The sequence below is a fragment of the Halorubrum sp. SS7 genome (assembly GCF_005435055.1).
Taxonomy (GTDB): domain Archaea; phylum Halobacteriota; class Halobacteria; order Halobacteriales; family Haloferacaceae; genus Halorubrum; species Halorubrum salinarum.
In genome coordinates, this window is sequence record NZ_SGXV01000003.1 from 62850 (window position 1) to 84371 (window position 21522).

Here is a 21522-nt window from a genome sequence, read left to right on the forward strand (position 1 = left end):
CTACAGCTTCTCGATGTCCCGGGCTGCCTCCGCCTGCTCGCGCACGGACTCGACCGTGGCCGACGGATCTGTGGCCGCGACCGCCGCGTTGACCGCGCCTTCGAGGACGGGCGCGTCCGCGATGACCGCCTCTGCGTCGCTCAACTCGACCGCCACGTCCGCGTTCATCACCGCACTGCCGAGGTCGACGAGGACGACGACGCCGTCCGCGTCACTCTCCTCCTCCTCCTCGGACCCGGCCGCGGCGTCGATCGCCGCCTCGATCGCGTCGGGGACGGTGCCGATCCCGCCATTCCCGTCGCCGCCGACCGGTTCGATCCGGGTGTCGCCCGCCATCTCGGCCGCGATCTCCGCGATCCCCTCGGCGGCGCGCTCGCTGTGCGAGACGACGACGATCCCGACCATCAGTCGTCCCCCGAGGCCGCGTCGGGTGAGTCGCCCGCCGTGTCGTCCGGGTCCTCGTCCGGGATCGTCGGCGAGGCGGCGTCCGTCTCTGGAACGTCGACGCCGAGCCGGTCGGCGGCGACCGCGAGCAGCTCTTCGAGGATGAACAAGGTGCTCGTCGCGCCCGGGTCCTGATGCCCGACCGAGCGCCAGCCGAGGTAGGAGGCGCGGCCCTTCCGGGCCCGGATCGGGACGGTGAACGCGGCGCCGCGCTCGGCGGCGTCGACCGCCTTCGCGAGCGCGTCGATCGGCGGCAGGTCGTCGACCTCGATCGATTTCTTGAACGTGTGGACCGCGGGCGTCAGCGCGTCCACCATCGTCTGGTCGCCGACGCGCGCGTCGCCGCGGTCCTCTACCTTCTCTAAGTACGTCTCGGCGAACGCGACCGCCGTCTCGGGAGTGATCCCGTCGTCGAGCTCCCCCGCCGCGAACACGAGCGACCCGCCGAACAGCGGACCTGAGGCGCCGCCGACCTCGCTCATCAGCGTCTTGCCGACCGTCTTCGCGACGGTCTCGGCGTCCGGGTCGTCGAGGTCGCGCGCGGCGTCGGCCGCCTCGGCCCACCCGCGCGCCATGTTTCCACCGTGGTCGGCGTCACCGATGGCGGAGTCCAGCTGCGTGAGGTGGTCGCGTTCGTCTTCGATGCGCTCGGCGACCGCCTCGACCGCCGCGACGACCGCCGCCCCGTCGTCGCTCATTTGTTCGTCAGCGCCGGGGTGTCGGCCGGCGCGTCGAACAGCTCCTTCAGCTCGTCGTCGACCGCGCACACCGTGATCGACGCGCCGGCCATGTCCAGCGAGGTCATGTAGTCGCCGACCCACGCGTCGTACGTCTCCAGGCCGCGCTCACCGAGGAGCTCCTGGAGCCGGCGGTTGACGACGAACAGCTCCATCTGCGGGGTGGCGCCCATCCCGTTGACGATCGTGAGCACTTCCTGTCCCTCGTCGAGGTCGAGATCGTCGAGGACCGCCTCGGTCAGGTGCTCGGTGATCTCGTCGGCCGACATCGCGTCCGTGCGCTCCGTGCCCGGCTCGCCGTGGATCCCGATCCCGAGTTCGATCTCGTCGTCGCCGAGATCGAAGGTGGGCTCGCCCTTCTCGGGGGTGACACACGAGGTGAGCGCGGTGCCCATCGTGCCGACGTTGTCGATCACCTTCTCGGCGACGCGCTTGACCTCGCTCAGGTCGGCGCCCTGTGCGGCCTTCGCGCCGGCGGCCTTGTGGACGAGGATCGTCCCGCAGACGCCGCGGCGCCCGGAGGTGTACAGCGAGTCCTCGACGGCCACGTCGTCGTTCACCACGACGCTCTCGACCTCGGCGCCCTCCATCTCCGCGAGTTCGATGGCGGTCTCGAAGTTCATCACGTCGCCCTCGTAGTTCTTGATGATCGCGAGGACGCCGTCGCCCGCGTCGCAGGCGCCGATCAGTTCCTCGAACTCGTCGGCCGTCGGCGAGGAGAACACGTCGCCCGCGGCCGCCCCGTCGAGCATGCCGTCGCCGACGTACCCCGCGTGGGTCGGTTCGTGGCCGCTGCCGCCCCCGGTCACCAGCGCCACCTTCCCGTCGACCGGCCCGTCGTCGCGAACGAGCACCTGCGTGTCCGGCAGGCGTCGCAGGCGGTCGGGATACGCCGCCGTCATCCCGTCCAGCATCTCGTCGACGACGTCGTCCGGGTCGTTGATCAGCTTCTTCATGATCGTTGGTACCGACTCACTCGCTTCGCATAAGCGTAGTGGCCCTCAGCGCCGCCGTTCCCCCCGTCGAGCGGTCAGTTGGGCTCCAGTTCGCGGGTGCCGCACTCGCGGCAGCGGGCGACCCCGTCGTCGGTCCGGTCGGGCACGCGGAACTCGTGGCCGTTCTCGCAGACGCCGCCGTCGTCGAACGGCTCGGTCGCCGGCTCGATGTCGGTCGACTCGCAGGCCGGGCAGCCGAACGCGCCGTGACCCAACTGCGTCGGCTCTTCGAAGTAGTGGCCCCTCCGGCAGCACCCGCCGTCCTCGACGCCGTCCGTCCCCGGCGCGACGTTCTTGACGTTACACTTCGGGCAGTAGTACGTCCCGTCCCCGGCCTGCTTCGGCGACGCGAAGTAGTGGCCGTTCGCACAGCTCCCCCCGCGGTCGAATGGGTCCATAGCTCGGGCGACGGAGAACTGCGTGTAAATCCCTGTGGTCGGCATCGTTCCGGGATTCCGAAACGAGAGCCGCGCCGTGTGCCCCCTCCTCCCGCGGCCGTTTTCCCTCCCGCGGCCGCTTTCACCGCCCGCCCACGGCTCTCGCCTGTCACACGCTCTCCATCGTCGACGTCGCGGTCACCCCGACCGAGCGCTGCTGCTCAACCGCGCGTACTCAGAGGTGGCAGGGACCTCGCCGACACCACCGACGAGACGCCGGCGAGGAGGAGACCGATACCCGACGAGTTACGACACCGCGTCGCGGACCGCGCCCGGGACGTCCGCCCGGTCGACCTCCCGAACCGACGAGATGTCGGGGTCGCTCTCCCCGTACTTGTACCCCGAGCCGGTCAGTATCACGGCGACGTCGTCGTCGGGACCGAACTCGCCGGCCGCGGCGAGGTCCCGCACGGCGGCCGTGGCCACGGCGCACGACGGCTCGACCGAGACGCCGGCGTCGGCGGCGAGGCGGTCCCTCTCGGCGAGCATCGCCTCCTCGGGGACGGAGACGACGCCGCCGTCCGTCTCCGCGACGGCGGCCAGCGCCCGGTTCCCGCTCGGCGGGTCTGCGTTGTTGATCGAGACGGCCGCCGTCGGCTCTCCCGTGACCGGCTCGACGCGCGACGCCCCGCGCCGATACGACTGCGCGATCGGGTCACAGCGCGCGGCCTGCGCGAGGTAGATCCGCGGCGTCGCCGAGAGTAGCCCCGCCGCGTTCAGTTCCCGGAGCGCCTTCCAGACCCCGCTCGCCTGCCCGCCGCTGCTGACCGGTAAGACGATCGCGTCGGGGGCGTCGGGGGCGAACGCCTCGCAGATCTCGTACGCGACGGTCTTCTGTCCGGCCACCCGGAGCGGGGCGTCCGAGTTGAGGAACGCGGCGCCGAGGTCGTCTTCGAGGGTGTCGTGATAGAGCCGCCCGTACTCCCCGTGGACCCGGAACAGGTGCGGGTCGTGTTGGGCGATCATCGCGAGCCGGGAGTCGGGGGTGTCCTCGGCCACGAGGATGACCGCCTCACGGTCAGCCGCGGCGGCGTGGGCGGCGACGCTCAGCGCCATGTTGCCGTGCGACACCGTCCCGACCGGCCCGTCGATCCGACTGATACCGACGGCCGTCCCGCGGTCCTTGAAGCTCCCCGTCGGATTGACGCCTTCCACCTTGAGGTGGATCCGAGGACCCCCCGTCGACTCGATCGACGGCGCACGGAACAGCGGCGTCCCGCCCGCGGCGGCGGCCAGCCCGGCCGGTGCCGTCGCGGGGAGCACGGACTCGTATCGCCAGAGCGTCTCTCGACCGAGCGACCCGTCGCTCGTGTCCGGCCAGTCGAACGCCGCCGCGTCGGTCTCGAACCAGAGCGGTTCGCCGCAGCGACAGCGGGTCGCGTCTCCGAACGGGTACGTCTCCCCGCAGTCGTAACACGTCAGCTGCTCCATACCCCCCTCTCACGGGCGGTGTACAAATGATTGGTTACGGCGGACGGCCGCGGATCTCGGTCGGTGTACTCGCGAATGCGACGATAATCGTGGACCTTCGATATGGGTCCGAGTACACGGGATTGCGCTAATTCCGTGAGAGCGGTTTAGTCGTGGCTTCCGTGTGTCGTGTATCCGAGTCGACTACTTTCGGCCTCGTCATCTAATTTTCTCCCCTGATATTCGTGCCAGTAAGTACATAAGGCAGGTCCGTCTTATCTTCGGTAACCAGCAACCGATCTGAACGGGACCGGAGTCTGGTAGGCGTCGTCGACGGCGCTCACGTCTCCGAATTCTCGTTCGTCGGTGGCCGCTGGGTTCAAACTATGAAACCAAGCAACCAATCCAACGCGGACGACAGGGCAGTGAGTCCCGTCATCGGCGTCATCCTCATGGTCGCGATTACCGTCATCCTGGCGGCGGTCATCGGGACGTTCGTTCTCGGACTCGGCGACCAGTTAGGAGATACCGCGCCGCAGGCATCGTTCTCGACGGATAATGCGGCACTTAACGGTAGCAACATTGACTTTGATGTGACGAAGACGGGAGGTGGGGATCTCGACCCCAGCCAGATCGTGTTAGTCGTTGATGGGACCCGTGTGGGTACAGTCTCTGCTAACGCAACCTCAGTTAACGATCCATGGCGGACAGGAACGAGTGCTGTCTTTGAGAATATCGACAATGGACAGTCCTACACTGACGGACAGAATGTTGATATACGACTAGTTCACGACCCCAGCGGTAACAGTATCTACGAGACCACGATAACCGTTCGTTCACCGTAGAAATACTCTGGAACCGCAGCTTTCTATTTAACAATCTGCTGTAATTTGTTGAGTAAACTCCTTTTGAGCTGCCGCTCACGCTCGCCAGCGATCTTGAGACTGATTTGGCAGAAAATTCACGCTATCCCCTCATATATAATATCTCAATCCCGTCAGACCGGTGTGACTGAGCCGTTCCATTTGAACTAGTCCCAGCAGGTCGGCCACAGCTATGACGGCTGGTACCCGTAACACAACCGGTTAATCCACCTCACGCGACGAGCGCACTAACCAAAGCATATCGACCGCGGATCATGAATACGTCCACGTCTGGGCTACGGGTCGCGCCGAGAATTCCCTTGTATAAGTTTTCAACCTAATCTCACGGATTTCAACAGCATCGGCATTACACTGTCTTCCGAGAAATATACTGGATATGTTCGATCCCTGGGAAGTTCGTACTGACGAACCGCAATCGGGACATCGGCGTATACGGTCTTCCCCGTCACCGTGAACGCGGCGGAAGTCCGCAGGCACGTGCGCGCCGCACCGAAGGCAATTGCCCCGGCTATCCCGAGATCGGCGCACCATCACGCCGACACCACTGCGGCTAACGCGTATCGGGGGATAGCGAGGACTACCGACTTAATATTACCCTCGGACAGGATACTTTGGCGGCGCCTATGGAGAGTTGAGACAACGAAATTGGGTGGCTGGGGAGTCCCAGCCCACCAATTCATTCGGGCGGTGCCCGAATTCAATTAAGGTGGGCCAACACGGATTTGAACCGTGGACCTCCCGGTTATCAGCCGAGCGCTCAACCTGACTGAGCTATTGGCCCAGGTGAGCGCATTCAGTCGTTGCGCGGGTAGGATTTTAAGGGTTTCCTTTCGCGAGCCGCCCGCCGTGTGGCGGTTTCACGGTGCGTCTCGACGCCCGCGCCGTCAGTCGGTTCCCGTCCGCTCCTCCTCTTCGACGGTGAAATCCACGTCGACGACGTCGTCATCGTCCGCCGACGTGCCGCCGCGGTCCGCGTTCGCGCCGACACCCCCGTCGTCCGCATCGCCGCCGTCGAACCCGTCCGGGCCGCCGCCGGGGAATCCGCCGCCGCCCATCGTGAAGCCCCCCTCGCCGTCGTCGGGGAAGCCGCCGATGTAGACGTTGCCCGAGAGGAAGCCGTCCGTCTCGCGTTCGATGTACGGGACGACGACGTACTTCTTCAGGGCCACGCGGATCGGCACCCGAGAGAGCGGGAGCGCGAGCAGGAAGCCGACCGCGTCGGTGACGAGCCCCGGCGTGAGCAGGAACGCGCCCGCGGCGATGAGCAGTCCGCCGTCGAGCAGTTCGTCGGTCGGCGGCTTCCCCTGCGCGACCTTCCGTTGGAGGCGGGCGAGGGTCGCGCGCCCTTCGGCGCGCAGCAGGAGCATCCCGAGGACGGCCGTCAACACGACCAAGGCGACCGTCACCGGCCACCCGAGCCGCGTCGCCACCACAATCAGGAACAGCGCGTCCACGAGGGGGACGACGAGGAGCAGCGCGAGCAGCGTTCGCGGGCGCATACCCCCGCCTTCCCGCCGGGCGCCCATAGCCCTTTTCGTCGCGGGCGGGGTCCGACGGGGGCTCGCGGCGCGCTCGCATCGCGTTCGGTCCGCACTCGTTACGCGCTCGTGATTCACCGCTCGGGTGCGCCGGTCGCACCCGCCGCGACCGCCACGGCTTTGCCCGACCGGTCCGAGCCGGCGGTATGGACATCGTCGGCGCGCTCGGCCGCGACCCGCCGGACCGCGACTCGCTGCCGCGGTGGGTCGCGCCGCTCCCGAAACGGCTGGAGGACGTCGCCTTCCGGTTCGCGTGGGTCATCGTCGCCATCAACCTCGTCGGCACCGCGTTCGGCTTCTGGTACTACCGGTTCCAGTTCCGGGCCCTCCCGACCGAGATGTGGATCTTCATCCCGGACAGCCCCGGCGCGACGCTGCTCATCGCGCTGGCGCTCGGCGCGTGGGCGCTCGGCCGGTCGAGCGACACGCTCGCCGCGCTGGCGTTCTTCGGGAACGTCAAGCTCGGCCTGTGGACCCCGTACGTCCTCGTCGTCTTCTGGCCGGAGTTCCTCGCGGTCAACGGCCCGGCGCTGTACGCCTTCCTGTTCTTCAGCCACCTCGCGATGGTGGCCCAGGCGTTCGTCCTCCACCGAATCACCGACTTCCCGCTGAAGGCGGTCGCGATCGCGACCGCGTGGTACACCGTCGACCTGTTGATGGACTACTTCGTGCCCGTGATCGGCGAGGTGACCCACACCTCGCTGCCGTACGCCGACGGCGCGCCGTGGTTCACGACGACCGTCCTCCAGGTCGCGGCCGCCGGCGCGGTCGCTCTCACAGTGATCCCGCTGTTCTGGACGCTCGGCACGCGGATCGCGACGCTGCGAGGCCGCGCGGGCGACTCCGGGTCGTCGTCGCAGTAGGGGAGCGTCGAGCCCGCCCGCGCTCACCGATTTAAGTGGACGGCCGACCTCCACCGGGGTATGAGCCACTACGAGCGGATCGCGGATCTGACGGTCACGATCGAGTCGGTCTCGCGGCGACGCCACGCGGCGAACACGACGAGCGGCTTCGAGCGGACGACGACGGAGTACCGACTCTCCGGCGACGGCGTCGTCGGCAGGGGAGAGGACGTGACCTACGAGACGGCCGACCACGACGCCCTCGCCGGCACCGACCCGATCGACATCGAGGGGGAGTGGACCATCGACGAGCTGTCGGACCGGCTCGACGAGATCGACCTCTTCCACGGCCACGAGCCCGCAAACGAGACGTCCCGCAACTACCGCCGGTGGGCGGTCGAGAGCGCGGCGCTCGACTTGGCCCTCCGCCAGCGCGGGGAGTCGCTCGGCGAACGCCTCGGCGTGGACCCCGAACCGGTCCGCTTCGTCGTCTCGACGCGGCTCGGCGACCCGCCGTCGACCGACCGCGTGGAGGCGCTGCTCGCGCGCGACCCCGAACTGGAGTTCAAGCTCGATCCCACTCCGGAGTGGCCGGAATCGGCCTTCGAGACGCTGCGCGAGACGGACGCCGTGCGCGTCCTCGACCTGAAGGGGTGGTACAAGGGGACGGAGGTGGACGTCGAGCCCGACCCGGAGCTGTACCGCGACGTGTTCGCGGCGTTCCCGGCCGCGGTCGTGGAGGACCCGGCATTCACGCCCGCGACGGGCGCGCTCGTCCAGCCGCAGGCGGACCGGCTCTCGTTCGACTATCCGATCGACGGCGTCGAGAGCCTGAAGTCGCTCCCCGTCGAGCCCGGCTGGTGTAACGTCAAGCCCTCGCGGTTCGGCACGCTCGAATCGCTGTTCGAGACGATCGCCTACTGCGAGGAGGAGGGGATCCAGCTGTACGGCGGCGGGCAGTTCGAACTCGCGAGCGGCCGCACCGCGATCCAGACGCTCGCCGCGCTGTGTTACCCCGACGCACCGAACGACGTGGCGCCGCGGGCCTACAACGACCCGGACGCCGAGCCGCCGTATCCGAAGAGCCCGCTCCGACCGAGCGCCGACGCGGTCGGCTTCGAGTTCTGAAGGGCCCCGAGTCGGTCGACCGACGAGGTCGCGTGTTTATAAACGGATCCGCGGTGGTGCGAGGCTCTGTTGAAACCCATCGGAACTGATAGGATCGGTGTGTGAGATACAGAGGATCCGTACGGTAGTATTTCACCGTACTACGAGCGATCAGCTCGTCGGCAGCCCTGTGATTACAGCCGTACGGGGCTTCAGAACCCCGCCTACGGTTGACATTCGAGTAGAGGAAATTGCCTTGGGTCCGTGTCCTCGTCGCTGGCCCTGTGCTCGTCGCTTTGTCGGACGACGTGTGAGTCTACGTAGTAGCGGGTAGACATCGACAAATAATCTCCATGCGTCCTGCGGATATCGAACTGAATGGTGACGGGAGTGCCGTCAACGCTGATAAATCGGCCGTCTTCGGTACCTGGGAGCGACTCGAACTCGTGGCGCACCGGCTCCAGATCCGAGTGTGGAGCGCCACTAGATTCTACTCTCTCATTCCGCTCGGCGGCTTCTCTGGCGAACTCTCGCAGTAGTTTGCTGTCGAGAGTTTCGACCGACGGGATATCAAAGTCGGGCGGATCGGTCGTCGGTTTGGCTTCTATCTCGGGAACATCTCTGTAATCGGCGCCACCCCACCCAACGGTAACTACGTATCCGTACTCGTGGCTGTCGATGGAGGTCACACTCCCGCTGACCGAGTCGTCCTCGTGAGTGGGCGAAAACATCTCATCGAGTACGTAGGTTTCGTGATACTCGATCACAAACGTTCCGACCGCCTCACGAGAGAGTTCGTCGGGCGGGCTGTAGTCCGCGAGCGTTGATGTCGGGCAGTCATCAGGCAGGTCGTCCGCTGGTCGCTCGTCAGGCGCGTCACCGGGATAGATGAACTCCCGAGATTCGTGCGTCCACAGCCGCCAGTCGCCGTCTTCGGCTCGGAGTTTGTGGGTGAGCCCTGCCGGTTGACGGTCGCCCTCTTCAGCAGGGGTGGCGAACTCGTCGAGAACAGTTGCTTCGGTGTCGGATTCCGCTACGAGGGTACGCTCCTCGACAGTGCTTGACGCTAGAACGTCCGGCGGAAACGACTCCCACCAGTCTTCGTTGGTCCAGTAGGATGCGTCACGTTCCGGCGAGTCGGGGTGATACAGGTCGCGGAACCGCTCGGTGTCGCGGTTCCTGACCGCGTCCCACCATTCCCCAACGACACGATTCGGGGGGAGCGCGTTAGTTAGATTCACAGATCGGTCGGCGAGGCAACCTGCGAGGGGAGCGGTCCCGACGCAACCGAGAGAGGTCAGGAGGGCCCGTCGCTCCATATATCGATGCTCTTTCAGATCGATAAATGCTTTCGGACGGATTCGATGGGTCTGAAGCCGGCCGGCCGCCGGACCACTCAAACCGGCCGAGAATCACTCGGATGTCGCGTGACTTGGTGACACCTGCCTCTTCGTCTGAACCACTCACGCTCTGTATCCAGCACGTCTCCAAGAGGACATCATCTGCTGAGGATTTCAACAGGGTCAGCGATAAATACCCACTCGAACGCACGGAGCGATCAAATCCACCTTCGCAAACGACAACTTACGAGACGAACTTCAGCAGGTCGTCGCGGTTGTGGTCGTGGAAGCGCGTCCTGAGACACTCCTCCAACGCCTCGATGTCACCGCGCTTCGCGCAGATGGGCGCCACACGGTCGGACCACTGCTGCCACGGCGGGAACAGCCCGAGCCGGTCGCAGATATCGTCGAGCCGCTCGTCGAGGTCGTCGATCTTGTCGGTCTTGTTGACGGCGACGATGGGCTCGACGCCCACGTCCTCCAAGAAGCCGTACATCTCCACGTCGTGAGGGACGTTCCCGCGCTCGGCGTGTCGGTCGATGATGTCGACCGCGGCCTTGCCGTCCATCACGACGACGCCGGCCAGGATCGAGTCGGCGTTGTCCTCCAGGTAGCGGACGATGTCCGTCTTGATCTGCTCGCGGTGCTCCTCCTCGACGCCGGACATGAAGCCGAATCCGGGGAGGTCCGTGAACATGAAGCTCTCGCTGGCCCAGTCGAAGTGGTTCGGCTGGCGGGTGACGCCCGGCTTGCCGCCCGTCGAGAAGTCGTGGCCCGTCAGCTCGCGCATCAGCGTGGACTTGCCGACGTTCGAGCGCCCAACGAGGACGACCTCGGCGTCGCGGTCCGGCCGGTCTTCGAACATACCCGACGATGCGCGCCTGAACGGGTTAAAAGGCGCGTCGTCGGTCTCTGACGCGTCGCGACTGAGAGCGAACGGGCGCCGCCGGCCCGAGAGGAATCGTCTTTCGGGAGACACGCCCGCGGCCGTCTCGTCGTTCGAGAAGCGAAACAGTCGGAACGGGAATTGAATGACCATATTTCGAAAACATATAGTACGAAATATGAAACTACCATGGGTTTTATATACCTTTGTCCAGTGTGAGTGTGTGTAACATGGTGTTCCAGACGAGGGCTCGTGACCGTCGCATCGGTTCGACGAATCCGGTGAACGCCTGTACCGGCGCCTCCGAGCGCGTGCGACGAGGATTCCGGCCGTCCGCGGTGGGCCGCTCGTCCCCCTCGTCAGGCCGGGATCGATCGGGGGGAGACGTATGACGGGAGCCGAGACGTTCGGCGCCGTCTCCCTCGTGCCGCCGCTGTTAGCGATCGTGCTCGCGATGGTGACGCGGAAACCGGTCCTCTCGCTGTTCTTGGGGATCTGGTCCGGGGCCGCGATCTACACGACGAACCACGGCGTGGTCCAAACGCTGGACTGGCTCGTCTCCTCGATCGGCGAGAGCACGTTCAACGCGAAGATCATGCTGATCGTGCTGTTCCTCGGAGCGGGCGTCGCGCTCATCTGGCGGCTCGGTGGGGCGAACGCCCTCGCGAACGCGGTGACCTCCAGGCTCGACTCCCAACGGAAGGTCGGCGCGGCGACGTGGATCTTCGGCATGATCTGGTTCTTCGACGACTACTCGAACACGGCGATCGTCGGCACCACGATGCGGGAGATATCCGACGAGGTGAGCATCTCCCGGGAGAAGCTCGCGTACATGATCGACTCGACCGCCGCGCCGGTCGCGACGTTCGGTATCTCGAGCTGGGTCGCGTACCAGCTGAGCATGATCCGCGACGGCTACGAGGCGGCGGGCGTCTCCGTCGACGCCGGTGAGGTCCCCAGCGCCTTCGCGCTGTTCCTCCAGAGCGTCCCGTTCAACATGTACTGCCTGTTAGCGGTCGTGATGGTCGGGATAATCGTCTTCTCCAAGCGGGACTTCGGCGAGATGCTCGACGCCGAGCACCGCTCGGCGACGGAGGGGAAGGTCCTACGCGACGGGGCCATCCCGATGCAAAGCGCCGAGGACAGCCTCGGCGACGTGCTGACCGACTCGCCGCAGCTCCGGTACTTCGTGCTCCCGACCCTCGCCCTGATGGTGACCGTGGTCGGCGGCGGGTTCTACACCGGACTCGAGGCGTCAGAGCCCGGCGCGGGGCCGTTCGAGATCTCCGGCAACGCCGCGTTCGTCGACGCGCTCCTCTGGGGGACGTTCATGATGGTGGCCGTCGCGCTCGTCATCGGCATCGCGAGCGGGGTCGCCGACCTCGACGAGGCGATGGAGACCGTGATCGACGGCTTCGGAATGATGCTAACCGCGCTCACGATCCTCGTGATGGCGTGGACGATCGGGACCGTCACCACCGCGCTGGGCACCGGCGTCTTCGTCACCAACATCGCGGAGGAATTCGTCTCGCCGACGCTGCTCCCGGTCGTCGTGTTACTGGCGTCCGCGTTCATCGCGTTCTCGACCGGCACTTCGTGGGGGACGATGGCGATAGTCACTCCGATCGCGGTCCCGCTGGCGTGGAGCGTCGGCGGCGCGACGCCGGCGCTGCTCCCCGTCGCGATCGGGACCGTGTTCAGCGGTGCCATCTTCGGCGACCACTGCTCGCCCATCTCCGATACGACGATCCTCTCGTCGACGTTCACCGGCGCCGACCACATCGATCACGTCCGCACCCAGATCTACTACGCCACGACGGTGCTGATCGTGGCCGCGGTGCTGCTGACGGTGTGGGGCGCCACCCGGATCACGCCGCTGGTGCTGCTCCCGATCGGCGTGGTGACGCTCGCCGGCCTGGTGTACGTGCTCTCCGAGTTCGACGCGAACCGGAAGGGCGTGGCGGCGACCCGCACGGTTCGGGCCGGCAACCGGTCGCCCGCCGACGACGACTGACCCCCGCTCCGCCGGGGCTGGGCGCTCCCCGCCTCCCGGTCCGACGGACCCGACCCCGGTCGTCGGTACCGAAAGTTCGGTCGGCGTTCGGGGCTTACTTGTCGCGGCCGAGCGTCCTTTGCGCATGGACAAACAGGCCGTCCGCGAGGCGGTGTGGGACGCCTTCGACGCAGGCGACCACGCGCGCTTCCCGTTCCCGCCGCACGACCGGATCCCGAACTTCGCCGGCGCCGACGCCGCGGCTGAGCGGCTCGCGGAAACCGAGGCGTGGGAGGCGGCCGCGACGCTGAAGACCAACCCCGACGCGCCGCAGCTCCCGGTCCGCCGAGCCGCGCTCCGCGCCGGCAAGACCGTCTACGTCGCGCAGCCCCGGCTCCGCGACCCGGACCCGTTCCTCCGGCTCGACCCCGCAGAGATCCCGCCGGCGGAGATCGACGACGCGACGACCGTCTCCGGGATCGGCGAGTACGGGACGCCGACTGCGCCCGAGGATGTCGCGCACGTGGACCTGATCGTCGCCGGCTCCGTCGGCGTCACCGCCGACGGCGCTCGGATCGGCAAGGGCGAGGGGTACAGCGACTTGGAGTGGGCGGTCCTCCGCGAACTCGGCGCGGCCGACGCCGACACGACGGTCGCGACGACCGTTCACGAGTGCTCCGTGCTCGACGGCCCCGAGTCGGCGGTCGGCGCCGACGCCGACCTCCCGAAACCCGACGCGCACGACGTACCGCTCGACCTCGTCGTGACGCCCGAGCGGACGATCCGGACCGACACGCCGTGCGCGCGCCCGGACGGCATCGACTGGGACGCGCTCGACGCGGAGCGGCTGTCGGAAATACCCGTCCTCGCCGATCGAGCGCCCTGACGAGAGAAAATCGCGATCGGAAGAAGAACTACGGGGTTCGGTCCGCGCGTGGGATGCCCTCAGTCCGCGTGCTGCGGCGTCGGCGCGGCCCGCTCCGCCCGGTGGTCGGCCACGTGGCCGCACTCCGGACAGACGATCGTGCGCTCGTCGCCGTCGCTGACGACGAGCCACCCCTCTGACAGGGGACTCTCGAAGCGACACTCCGGACAGAAGAGGACCGACTTCCCGCGGGAGGGCGGGGAACCGCTGGCGTCTGCGTTCATGGTGTCCGGTAGGACCCGGAGATATAAGGGTCTTGTTCGACCTGATCGTTCAGTATGATCGGGAGTGACAAACGTGACTGTCACGCACTTTCAGAGATAATAGATCGTTCATTTCACCGATTAGAAAATAACTGATCGGCGACTGTCATCATCGTTCCGGGGCGTTTCGTCGCCCGCCTCGGAGGTACGCCTCGGAGGTACGCCTCGGAGGTACGCCTCGGGGGTACGCCTCGCCCCGGACCGCGTTTCCGTCGAAGGCTATCGCGCCAAGGGCATGTTGTAGCTCGTCTCCTCGGCCATCACGTACTCCCACGTGGCCTCGCACTCGCAGGACACCTGCTCGAAGACGCTCGGGTCCTGCCGCTTGTCGAAGTCCTTGATCGCGGTCTGGACGCGGTCGTCGCACTCGCCGCAGTTGTGCGCGCCGCGTTCGGAGCCGTGGCCGACCGGGTCGGAGACGACGATGGCGTCGACGTCCGCGGTCGCTTCGAGGACGTGCGCGACCGACCAGAGCCATGGCGGCCGGTAGCCCCCCTCGAAGAACAGTTCGTCGACCATCGTGTAGCGCTGGACGTTCGTCGGGTTCATCGAGACGGTGTGACAGCCGTCCACGTCGGCGCACCGCCGGATCGAGTCGATCATGTCGGCGGCCGCCTCGGGCTCCGCGAGGAAGGGCGGCTTCATGAGGAGGTACGCCTTGATCCCCACGTCGGCGTCGAACTCGTCGTCGGCCGCGGCCGCCTCGGCGCAGGCGGCCTCGAAGTCGGCGAAGTCGAAGTACTTGTTCACGCAGTCGTGCCGGACGCGGTCGGTCGCGGTTTCCAGGCCGACCGCCACGTCGGTCGCGATGCCGTGGTCCGCGAAGTCGGCGATCTTCTCGCGCTCGACGAAGTCCGGCAGCGACTCGACGACGATCCGGTCACGGTCCGCGAACGTCTCGGCGATGGCTCGCCGGGTCTCGGCCGGCACCTCGCGCTCGTCGAGGAAGGAGCCGGAGGTGTAGATCTTGATCAGCTCCGCCGGCTCCTCGGCCTCCTCGGCCTCGTGGTCGAGGCACGCGTCGATCTGCGTCATCAGGTCCTCGTGGGCGACGCTGCCGCCCTCGACCGACTCGGCGACGTAGCCGCACATCGTACAGCCGCCGGCGCGGGCCCACCGGCAGCCGCCGGTGTTCAGGATGATCGTGAGGGAGTTCACTACGCCGTCGGGCGTGTTGTCCTCGTCGATCCACACGCGGGTCGGCTCCGTCGGGTCGTACGTCTCCGAGCGCTCGGCGCGGATGTCGCGCATCACGGCGTTGTGCGCGTCCATCCCGCGCCCCTGCTCGTACGCGTCGGGGCTCGGCTGGCTCATTGCCGGGAGAAGCGGTCGCGCGCGTAAAGCGGTGTCGTCATCGCGGGCCACGTCGCGCCCGCATCGCAGCCCATGTCGCGCTCTCATCGGAATCAGTCACGTCGCCGCGGTCGGGATCGGCCGCGAGTCAGACGACGTGGGTCGATCCCGGCCCGCCGGCCGGAGACGATCGTTTGCGAAGAATTCTCAAACATGACGGACTGATAAATATATATTATTTCATAGAAAGATTTTATAAACATCCCTAAGTGGAAGAAATCGATGTCACGGGACCGTGACTACGGACGGCGTGACGTACTGCGAGCGGGTGGAATCGTACTCGGCGGGTCGCTCGTCTCCGGATCGGCGGCGGCCGCGGACGGCGAGGGAGCGACGACTCTCACCGTCCTGTCGTACAACGACATCCAGACGGCGGCGGCGCAGGACGAGAACTTCCCGCGGCTGGTGACGCTCATCGAGCAGCGGCGGGCGGCGGCCGACGGACCCGTCGTCGTGGTCGGCGGCGGCGACGAGGTGGGGCCGCACGCGCTGAGCCCGGTCTCGCAGTGGCGCGCGCCGGTGGACGTGCTCAACGAGGTCGGCCCGGACGCGGACGTGATCGGCAACCACGAGTTCGACTACGGGCTCGACCCCATCTCGGACGTGACGGCCGACTCCGAGTTCCCGTGGCTCGCGACGAACCTCGTCGACAGCGAGACCGGCGAAGCGTTCGACGGGACGGAGTCCGTCCGAATCGTCGAGCGAGGCGGTGTCAAGGTCGGCCTGATCGGACTCGTCGACGAGGGCGCGACGTTCGGAAAGACGAACATCAAATTCAACGAAGAAGGGTTGACACTCGAAGACTACACCGAAACCGGCCCCGCCGAAGCGAAGCGGCTCAAGGAAGAGGAGGGCGTCGACGCCGTCGTCGCCCTCGCGCACACGGGCATCAGTGACGCCGAGGACCTCGCGGAGGCCGACGCGGACGACGACATCGACGTGATCGTCGTCGGCGACGACGAGCAGTTCTATCCGCCCGAGGAGGTCGACGGGTCGATCGTCTCAGAGGCTCGGGCCCGCGCCCGCTACCTCAGCGAGATCGAGCTGACGGTCGAGGGCGGCGAGGTCACCTCGTTCGACGGGCAGCTGATCGAGGTCACCGACGACATCGAGAAGGACCCGACCGCGTCCGACATCATCAACGAGTACCGCGGAGAGGTGAGCCTGGACTCGACGGTCGTGGAGACGGAGACGCCGCTCAACGCCACGTTCGGGGCGAACTACCACCGCGAAACCGGCTACGGTAACCTGATCACCGACGCGATGCGCGAGCGCGTCGACGCCGACGCCGCGATCACGAACGCGGGCGGTATCCGCTCGGACTCGGTGTACGGGCCCGGCGAGATCACCGGCGGTGACATCTTCAACACGTTGCCGTTCCCGAACACGGTCATCTCGCTTGAGCTCACCGGCGAGGAGCTCGTCGAGACCTTAGAGAGCCAGGTCGTCACGCTGGAAAGCGAAACTGGGCAGAACTTCGGCGAGGAGATATCCCAGCAGACCAGCGGCCTGCGCTTCGAGTGGGTCCCCCACGACGACGCCGACGAACTGATCCGCGACGTGTACGTTGACGGCGAGCCGCTCGACCTCGAGGAGACGTACGAAGTGGCAGTCAACAGCTTCATCGCAAACGGCGGGAGCGGCTACCCGCTGGCGGACAAACCCGTGGCCGAGGAAACGGGAGAGCTCCAGGCGGAGACCGTGGTCAACTACCTACAGGAGCGGGAGACGATCGCTCCGACCGTCGAAGGCCGGATGCAGCGCGTCGACCGCGACCTCCCCGACGCGTCGGTCACCGTCGACGGGAACGGCAAGGTGGTCACGCAGTTCGACGCGCCAGACGACGTCGACTCCGTCGCCGAGGACGCCGTCGCCGTGTGGACGCCGGACGGCGAGCACCTCGACGCGGAGAAGGTCGTCTTCGACGACGAGGAGGCGACCCTGATGGTCCGCGTCGACGACGGCGACTTGGCGGACGCGGTCGAGGACGCGGACGACGGCGACGAGGTTCCGCTCGACCTCTACGCCGAGTACGAGTCGAGCGAGTTCGACCAGATCTACTTCGAGCGCTCACGGTTGAACGCCGACGTGGCTGCGACCGTGCGCCGCCGCGGTCGCGGCCGCGCCAGCCCGCCGGGACGCTGAACGCGGGCGGGCTCAGCGCCCGCCGTCGCGGTCGCTCGCTGACCCCGACACGCGAGTGCGAGCCGCCGCGATAGCCGCCCCGACGGCCGCGCCGACCGCGTTGACCGCGGCGTCTCGCCACGCGAACGACCGCCACGGGATCGGCGCCTGGACGAGTTCGATCCCCAACCCGAACGCGACCGCGCCGCCGGCAGCGAGGAGCGGTCCGAGTCGATTCCCCCGCGTCACCGGCACGAGCAGCGCGGCGAGGACCGCGTAGCCGACGAGGTGAAACGGATCGGTGAGGCCGACCCCGGCGGGGAGGACGTCGAGGACGCCGCCGAGCGCGCTCCCCCCACCGCCCGACGACCCCGGGACCGGAACCACGGAGGCGACGAGCACGGCTAGCGCGAACCCGAGCGCCCTCGTCCGGTCGCGCCCGGCCGCTCTCAGACGGCTCGCGACCCCTCCCGGACGGCGTCCGGTCGTCTCTCTCCCTCGGCCGGTCACGCTCGCGCTTCGTCTCGCCGGCAATTATGCCCTGCGGCATCGCGATATTCGGCGTCTGACGCGGGATACCGACCGAAACCGGTCGTTCGCACCACGCGGTCGCGGCAATGTGGGAGACGTTCGCATCCCGTCGCCGTCCGCGAGTATTCACGCGGGGAACGCTCGATCCATTCATAAGCACCGTGCCGCCGCCGCCTCCCGTTTGGTAACTGGTTCCGGTTGCGTCCCGAGGTGAACACCTAACACGCTGTGGTCCGTCTATAATGAACGAGCATTACATGACTGAAATGGGCGGCTACAGAGACCGTGTGGCACAGGTCGATCTCGGCGGTGGCGAGGTCAGCTACCGCGGGATCGACGACGACGACGCGGAGAAGTACATCGGCGCGCGCGGGCTCGGCGTTAAGTACGTCTTCGACAAGGGGCCCGACGTGGACCCGCTGGGACCGGAGAACCGACTGGCGTTCATGACCGGCCCGCTGACGGGCACCCAGACCGTGATGAGCGGCCGGATCGCGCTGGTGACGAAGTCCCCGCTGACGGGGACGGTCACCGACTCGCACCACGGCGGCTGGTCCGGAGCGCGGCTCAAGTGGGCCGGGCTCGACGGCATCCTGCTCGACGGCGAGAGCGACGAGCCCGTCTACCTGTTCGTCGAGGACGGCGACGTGGAGGTACGCGACGCCTCGCACCTCTGGGGGCAGGGCGTCCACGACACGATCGACCAGCTCGGCGAGGAGGTCGAGGGCAAGGTCGGCCGCGACGTCTCGGTGATGGCGATCGGCCAGGGCGGCGAGAACCAGGTGCGCTACGGCTGCGTCATCAACGAGGACGACCGCGCCTCGGGCCGCGGCGGCACCGGCGCCGTGATGGGCGCGAAGAAAGTGAAGGCGGTCGTCGTGAAGTCGGGCACGGACATGCCCAAGCCCGCCGACCCCGAGACGTTCCAGGAGGGGTATCAGCAGGCGATGGAGGTCATCCGCGAGTCCGACGTGACCGCGCCCAACGAGGGCGGGCTCTCGATGTACGGGACCAACGTCCTGATGAACGCGACCGAGGAGATGGACGGGCTCCCGACGAAGAACGCGAAGTACACCTCGACCGAGGAGTACAACGAGAGCGAGGGCGTCGACATCGAGGCGGAGCGCGTCTCCGGCGAGAACGTCCGCGAGAACATCCTCGTCGACGAGCCGACCTGTCACTCCTGTCCGGTCGCGTGTAAGAAGGAGGTCGAGGTCAACGTCACGCACAAGGGTCAGGAGATGAACGTCCGCACGGAGTCGTACGAGTACGAGTCCGCGTGGGCGCTCGGCCCGAACTCGGGACACTCCGACCGCGACGAGATCGCGGTCATGCTCCAGCGCTGTAACGACCTCGGCATCGACACCATCGAGGCCGGCAACATGATGGCGATGGCGATGGAGATGAGCGAGGAGGGCAAGCTCGACGGCGTCGGCCACCTCGACTGGGGCGACTCCGAGACGATGATCGACCTCATCGACGAGATCGGCCACCGCTCGTCGGACCTCGGCGACCTCCTCGCGGAGGGCCCCGAGCGCGTCGCCGACGCGAAGGACGCGCACGGCAACAAGCTCTCCGTCAAGGGGCAGACGATGGCCGCCTACGACCCGCGCTGTATGAAGGGCATGGGGATCGCGTACGCGACCTCCAACCGCGGCGCCTGCCACCTGCGCGGCTACACGCCGGCCGCCGAGATCCTCGGGATCCCGGAGAAGGTCGACCCGTACGAGTGGGAGGGCAAAGGCGAGCTCACCGCCACCTTCCAGGACCTCCACGCGGTGTCGGACTCGTTCGACATCTGTAAGTTCAGCGCGTTCGCGGAGGGGATCGAGGAGTACGTCCTCCAGTACAACGGCGTCACCGGCCGCGACGTCACGGAGGACGAGCTGTTCGAGGCCGGCGAGCGCGTCTACAACCTCGAACGCTACTACAACAACCTCGCCGGTTTCGACGGCGCGGACGACACGCTGCCGAACCGGTTCATCGAGGGCCACCCGGACGCCGTTCCCGGCACCGGCGCCAGCGAGGGCGAACTCGTCGAACTCGACCAGCTGAAGGCCGAGTACTACGAGACCCGCGACTGGGTCGACGGGGTCGTCCCCGACGAGAAGCTGGAGGAGCTCGGCATCGACATCGGCCCCGGCACCGGCGTCTCCGCCGGCGACTCCGCGGCCCCGGCCGACGACTGATCGGCGCCGCATCCGCCGACCCGCGTTCATTTTTAAGTGTCTCACGCCGGTAGCCCCGGCCATGTCGCATGACCCGCTCTCGCCGTCCGAGGCCCTCCGCACCCGTGCCGGCACGGTTCTGGGCGCCGTGAGCCTGTTCGTACTCGTCTACTCTCTGTTGATCGTCGGTCAGATCCTGCTCGGGATCATCGCCGTCGCGGTGCTCTCGGTCGGCCCGTACCTCTCGTACCGGGTGTTCGCGGCGCTCGACTCGCTCGCCGACGCCGCCCAGCGGATCGCCGCCGCCCGCGAGCGCGAGGCCGACGACGGCGGCTCGCGGTTCGACCGCCCCGTCGACCGCGGCGACGCGACCTCTCGGGATCCCTCCGCGGAGCGAGCGACGGAGCGCGAGCGCTGACGGAACCGTCGTTCCGGTCGGCGATAGTGGCCGGTCACGCCGTCGCGACGCCGACATGACCGCACCGAGCGCGCCTCGCGAGCCTCAGGCGAACACGACGAACCGGAACAGCCACAGCGTCCCCATCCCGGTCGCGATGGTCGCGAAGACGTTCTCGGTCCGCCACGCGACGGCGCCGGCGACGGCGCCGGCGATCAGCCGCTCGTCGAGGAGGGTCGCGGCCACCGACGGGCGCAGCGTCACCAGGTCCGGGAGCACGAGCGCCGCGAGGACCGCGGGCGGGACGTACCGGAGCGGTCGCTGAACGCGCGTCGGGACCCCGTCGATCCGGCCGAACAGGTAGATGAACGAGAGGCGGATCCCGTAGGTCAGCACGCCGATGACGAGGATGGCGACCCACGCCCGCGGGGAGGCGACGAGCCCGCCGACCCCGCCGGTCACTGGCCCGCGACCTCCGTTGCGAGCCCCGCGCCGATCCCGCACAGCGCGCCGACGAGCAGCCCGAGGTTGAGCGGGAGCCCGGCCGCGACGACCGCGACCGCGCCGCCGGCGACGCCCGCGACGGTGGTCGGTCGGTCCTTCATCGCCGGGACGAGGAGCGCCAGGAACACGAGCGGCACCGCGAAGGTGAGCCCCCACGCGTCGGGGACGCCGGCGCCGAGGACGACGCCCGCGACGGTGCCGATCTGCCAGACGATCCACAGCGAGGCGGCCGCGCCGAGGTAGTAGCGCCACCGGCTCCGGTCGGGGTTCTCGCCGAACTCGGCCACCGAGAGCGCGTACGCCTGGTCCGTGAGGAGGTACGCGAGCCCTGCGCGGAGCCGGCGCCCGTAGTCGGCGAAGTGCGGCGCGATGGACGCCGAGTACATCAGCATCCGGAGGTTGATCACGACGGCCGTCCCGACGACGACCGCGAGCGGCGCGTTCTCGCCGAGCAGGTCGAGCGCCGCCAGCTGCGAGGCGCCCGCGAACACGATCACGGACATCCCGACCGCCTCGGCGAGGCCGAGCCCGGCGTCGACGGCGGCGATGCCGGCCACGAGCGCGAACGGCGCGACCCCGAGGATGAGCGGCGACACGTCGCGGACGCCGGCCAGCAGGTCCTCGTCGAGAACGGAGTCGGACAC

At 67.6% G+C, this 21522-nt stretch carries 21 protein-coding genes and 1 tRNA gene; 8 read left to right on the forward strand and 14 right to left on the reverse strand.

All coding sequences use genetic code 11. The features are described 5' to 3' along the window. From EXE44_RS04560 to EXE44_RS04580, 5 genes are all read right to left on the reverse strand, one after another. Positions 1 to 405, reverse strand: coding sequence for a PTS mannose transporter subunit IID (locus EXE44_RS04560; protein ID WP_137716156.1), 405 nt, complete (start codon positions 403 to 405; stop codon positions 1 to 3). Then, positions 405 to 1142 (reverse strand): dihydroxyacetone kinase subunit DhaL, encoded by a 738-nt coding sequence (dhaL, locus tag EXE44_RS04565; RefSeq protein WP_137716157.1) that lies wholly within the window; start codon positions 1140 to 1142, stop codon positions 405 to 407. Before dhaL ends, EXE44_RS04560 begins: the two co-directional genes overlap by 1 nt. Beyond that, positions 1139 to 2137, reverse strand: a complete 999-nt coding sequence (gene dhaK, locus EXE44_RS04570) for a dihydroxyacetone kinase subunit DhaK (protein WP_137716158.1) — start codon at positions 2135 to 2137, stop codon at positions 1139 to 1141. The genes dhaL and dhaK overlap by 4 nt, the downstream gene beginning before the upstream one ends. 74 nt (positions 2138 to 2211) lie before the next feature. After that, positions 2212 to 2574 (reverse strand): hypothetical protein, encoded by a 363-nt coding sequence (locus EXE44_RS04575; protein ID WP_137716159.1) that lies wholly within the window; start codon positions 2572 to 2574, stop codon positions 2212 to 2214. Between the two features lie 285 nt (positions 2575 to 2859). After that, the gene (locus EXE44_RS04580) at positions 2860 to 4044 is read right to left on the reverse strand and encodes a pyridoxal-phosphate dependent enzyme (protein WP_137716160.1); all 1185 of its coding nucleotides are present in this window, start codon (positions 4042 to 4044) and stop codon (positions 2860 to 2862) included. Positions 4045 to 4409: 365 nt separating this feature from the next. Between EXE44_RS04580 and EXE44_RS04585 the strand changes: the two genes are divergently transcribed. After that, on the forward strand, positions 4410 to 4868 hold the full coding sequence (locus tag EXE44_RS04585) for a type IV pilin (protein WP_137706957.1): 459 nt from the start codon (positions 4410 to 4412) through the stop codon (positions 4866 to 4868). Positions 4869 to 5614: 746 nt separating this feature from the next. Here EXE44_RS04585 and EXE44_RS04590 read toward each other — a convergent pair. Together EXE44_RS04590 and EXE44_RS04595 are read right to left on the reverse strand one after the other, a co-directional pair. Then, positions 5615 to 5688, reverse strand: a tRNA-Ile gene (locus EXE44_RS04590). 103 nt (positions 5689 to 5791) lie between these two features. Next, positions 5792 to 6406: an FxsA family protein gene (locus EXE44_RS04595; protein WP_137716161.1), complete on the reverse strand. Its 615-nt coding sequence runs from the start codon at positions 6404 to 6406 to the stop codon at positions 5792 to 5794. A 185-nt stretch (positions 6407 to 6591) separates the two neighbouring features. On the opposite strand from EXE44_RS04595, the gene EXE44_RS04600 reads away from it, so the two are divergent. Continuing rightward, positions 6592 to 7308 (forward strand): DUF1405 domain-containing protein, encoded by a 717-nt coding sequence (locus EXE44_RS04600; RefSeq protein WP_137716162.1) that lies wholly within the window; start codon positions 6592 to 6594, stop codon positions 7306 to 7308. A 60-nt stretch (positions 7309 to 7368) separates the two neighbouring features. Then, positions 7369 to 8415, forward strand: coding sequence for a hypothetical protein (locus EXE44_RS04605; protein WP_137716163.1), 1047 nt, complete (start codon positions 7369 to 7371; stop codon positions 8413 to 8415). 203 nt (positions 8416 to 8618) lie between these two features. Here EXE44_RS04605 and EXE44_RS04610 read toward each other — a convergent pair whose 3' ends face one another. Together EXE44_RS04610 and engB are read right to left on the reverse strand one after the other, a co-directional pair. Further along, on the reverse strand, positions 8619 to 9713 hold the full coding sequence (locus tag EXE44_RS04610; RefSeq protein WP_137716164.1) for a nuclear transport factor 2 family protein: 1095 nt from the start codon (positions 9711 to 9713) through the stop codon (positions 8619 to 8621). A gap of 265 nt (positions 9714 to 9978) precedes the next feature. Then, complete coding sequence (gene engB, locus EXE44_RS04615) at positions 9979 to 10599, reverse strand: GTP-binding protein EngB (RefSeq protein ID WP_137716165.1); 621 nt, start codon at positions 10597 to 10599, stop codon at positions 9979 to 9981. A gap of 409 nt (positions 10600 to 11008) precedes the next feature. On the opposite strand from engB, the gene EXE44_RS04620 reads away from it, so the two are divergent. Further along, positions 11009 to 12634: a Na+/H+ antiporter NhaC family protein gene (locus tag EXE44_RS04620; protein WP_137716166.1), complete on the forward strand. Its 1626-nt coding sequence runs from the start codon at positions 11009 to 11011 to the stop codon at positions 12632 to 12634. Positions 12635 to 12758: 124 nt separating this feature from the next. Then, complete coding sequence (locus EXE44_RS04625; RefSeq protein ID WP_137716167.1) at positions 12759 to 13499, forward strand: 5-formyltetrahydrofolate cyclo-ligase; 741 nt, start codon at positions 12759 to 12761, stop codon at positions 13497 to 13499. A gap of 59 nt (positions 13500 to 13558) precedes the next feature. Here the strand turns inward: EXE44_RS04625 and EXE44_RS04630 are convergent, their stop codons facing one another. Together EXE44_RS04630 and EXE44_RS04635 are read right to left on the reverse strand one after the other, a co-directional pair. Beyond that, positions 13559 to 13762, reverse strand: coding sequence for a hypothetical protein (locus EXE44_RS04630; protein ID WP_137716168.1), 204 nt, complete (start codon positions 13760 to 13762; stop codon positions 13559 to 13561). Positions 13763 to 14020: 258 nt separating this feature from the next. After that, positions 14021 to 15115, reverse strand: a complete 1095-nt coding sequence (locus EXE44_RS04635) for an archaeosine biosynthesis radical SAM protein RaSEA (protein ID WP_137716169.1) — start codon at positions 15113 to 15115, stop codon at positions 14021 to 14023. Positions 15116 to 15376: 261 nt separating this feature from the next. Between EXE44_RS04635 and EXE44_RS04640 the strand changes: the two genes are divergently transcribed. Next, positions 15377 to 17299 carry a bifunctional UDP-sugar hydrolase/5'-nucleotidase gene (locus tag EXE44_RS04640; RefSeq protein ID WP_137716170.1) on the forward strand — a complete coding sequence of 641 codons (1923 nt, stop codon included), beginning with the start codon at positions 15377 to 15379 and terminating at the stop codon, positions 17297 to 17299. A 12-nt stretch (positions 17300 to 17311) separates the two neighbouring features. Here EXE44_RS04640 and EXE44_RS04645 read toward each other — a convergent pair whose 3' ends face one another. Then, positions 17312 to 17680 carry a hypothetical protein gene (locus EXE44_RS04645; protein WP_241991792.1) on the reverse strand — a complete coding sequence of 123 codons (369 nt, stop codon included), beginning with the start codon at positions 17678 to 17680 and terminating at the stop codon, positions 17312 to 17314. Positions 17681 to 18066: 386 nt separating this feature from the next. Here EXE44_RS04645 and EXE44_RS04650 point away from each other — a divergent pair, with 386 nt between their 5' ends. Together EXE44_RS04650 and EXE44_RS04655 are read left to right on the forward strand one after the other, a co-directional pair. Continuing rightward, positions 18067 to 19998: an aldehyde ferredoxin oxidoreductase family protein gene (locus EXE44_RS04650; RefSeq protein ID WP_137716171.1), complete on the forward strand. Its 1932-nt coding sequence runs from the start codon at positions 18067 to 18069 to the stop codon at positions 19996 to 19998. Positions 19999 to 20059: 61 nt separating this feature from the next. Then, entirely contained in the window at positions 20060 to 20395 is a 336-nt protein-coding gene (locus tag EXE44_RS04655) for a hypothetical protein (protein WP_137716172.1), read from the forward strand. Between the two features lie 84 nt (positions 20396 to 20479). Here the strand turns inward: EXE44_RS04655 and EXE44_RS04660 are convergent, their stop codons facing one another. Both EXE44_RS04660 and EXE44_RS04665 read right to left on the reverse strand, forming a co-directional pair. Continuing rightward, on the reverse strand, positions 20480 to 20836 hold the full coding sequence (locus EXE44_RS04660) for an AzlD domain-containing protein (protein WP_137716173.1): 357 nt from the start codon (positions 20834 to 20836) through the stop codon (positions 20480 to 20482). After that, positions 20833 to 21522, reverse strand: coding sequence for an AzlC family ABC transporter permease (locus tag EXE44_RS04665; protein WP_137716174.1), 690 nt, complete (start codon positions 21520 to 21522; stop codon positions 20833 to 20835). Before EXE44_RS04665 ends, EXE44_RS04660 begins: the two co-directional genes overlap by 4 nt.